Annotated in this window: 2 protein-coding genes; both read right to left on the reverse strand. The window is 65.2% G+C overall.

Annotation, left to right across the window (positions count from 1 at the left end):
- On the reverse strand, positions 1–919 hold a 919-nt coding region (locus tag Q0349_RS03140), incomplete at its 3' end, for a phospholipase D-like domain-containing protein (protein WP_298079422.1).
- Positions 920–936: 17 nt separating this feature from the next.
- Positions 937–1,417, reverse strand: a 481-nt coding sequence (locus tag Q0349_RS03145) for a hypothetical protein (RefSeq protein ID WP_298079423.1), incomplete at its 5' end; no start/stop codon positions are given.

The raw sequence follows: 1,417 nt of genomic DNA on the forward strand, positions 1-1,417 counted from the left end.
ACTGGCTGCCACCGCTTGCGGGCGCGCGCGGCGGCATTTCATCGACGTAGCCGTTAAGGCGCTCCAGCGTCGCGGTGAGGTTGTGGTCGTTTTCCACCGCCCAGTCGCCGTAGAACATTGCCGCCAGCTCTTGCGCAACCGGGCCTTCGCAGCGCATCACCGCATCGACCCATTCGCCCACACCCGCGTTCTGCTTGAAGAGACGCGGATCGACGAGGTTGTAGCTGCCGGTGTAGGCGATGCGGTAATCAACGACGAGGATTTTGCGGTGGTTGCGCAGGTCGCTGCGTACCCACAGGCTTTTCAGCACGCCAACCGGCAAGGCTTCGGTCACTTCCACCCCCGCGCCGCGCAGCCGCTGCGGCCACGGTGAACGCCAAAAACTGCTGCTGCCCAGCGCGTCTGCGAGCAGTTGGCAACGCACGCCGCGTTCCGCCGCCTGCATCAGCGCCTCCAGCACCGCCTCGACGCGGCCACTGCCTTCGATGATGTAAAACGCCAGCAGGCAGCAATGCTGCGCCGCGTGGATGTCGGCGGTGAAGGCGCGGAGGATGGCGTCGGTGTCGGCGAGCAGCCGGGTCTGGTTGCCACCGGTCGGCACATAGCGCGCCTCGCCCTGTATCAGGCGGGCAATCTGGCGGAAACGGGTTTCGCTGGCAGGTTCGCAGGGCGGCGGCAGGAAGCGGTCGGCAAAGGCGTCGTGAAAGGCGAGGAGTTCGGCGTGGCGCTTGGCGCGTTCGCGGCCCAGTTTGGGTTCGCCGATGAGCAGATAGGTGATGACACCGAGGATGGGGAAGGCAAAGAGCGCGGTCAGCCAGGCGAGTGCGGCGCTGCTGGTGCGGCGCGAGTAGATGACGCGCAGCGCGATGGTGACAGAGAGGCAGAAGTGAAAGAGGACGAGCAGTTCGGTCCAGTACATGGCGGCTCCGGGTGGGGTCAGAAGAGTTCTTCGCCGTCGGGGATGTTGCAGTGGCTGAAGAGTTGTTCGTGGATGCGCCCGCGTTCGCCGGGTTCGGCCATGCGGTTTTTCCAGGCGGTCATGACCTGCTGGCGCAGGTGCTCTTGTGAGGCGGGCAGTTCGCTGACGATGCCGATGCCGGATTCGATGCTGGTCTGGCGCAGGTCGTTGGCGATGGCGTTCAAGATGGGGTTGTTTTCGACGATGCCGTTGATGTCGCTCGCCATCACCGCGTCCTTGCCGTGGTAGAGGCGGCTGGCGTTGAGGTAGGCCAGCATTTCGTACATGACGTCGGCGCAGGCGAAGAAGCTGTCTTTCAGTGCGTCGGCGCGTGCTTTTTGTTCCTGGTAGCGCTGATAGAGTTTGTCGTATTCGGCCTGGGTGTAGAGTGCGGGGCCGTCGGCGGTTTGGGCTTCGCCCGCGGCGGCCGGGGTGGCGCTGGCGGCGGCAACGGCGGGG

The sequence above is a fragment of the uncultured Cardiobacterium sp. genome, assembly GCF_938028185.1.
Classification (GTDB): Bacteria; Pseudomonadota; Gammaproteobacteria; order Cardiobacteriales; family Cardiobacteriaceae; genus Cardiobacterium.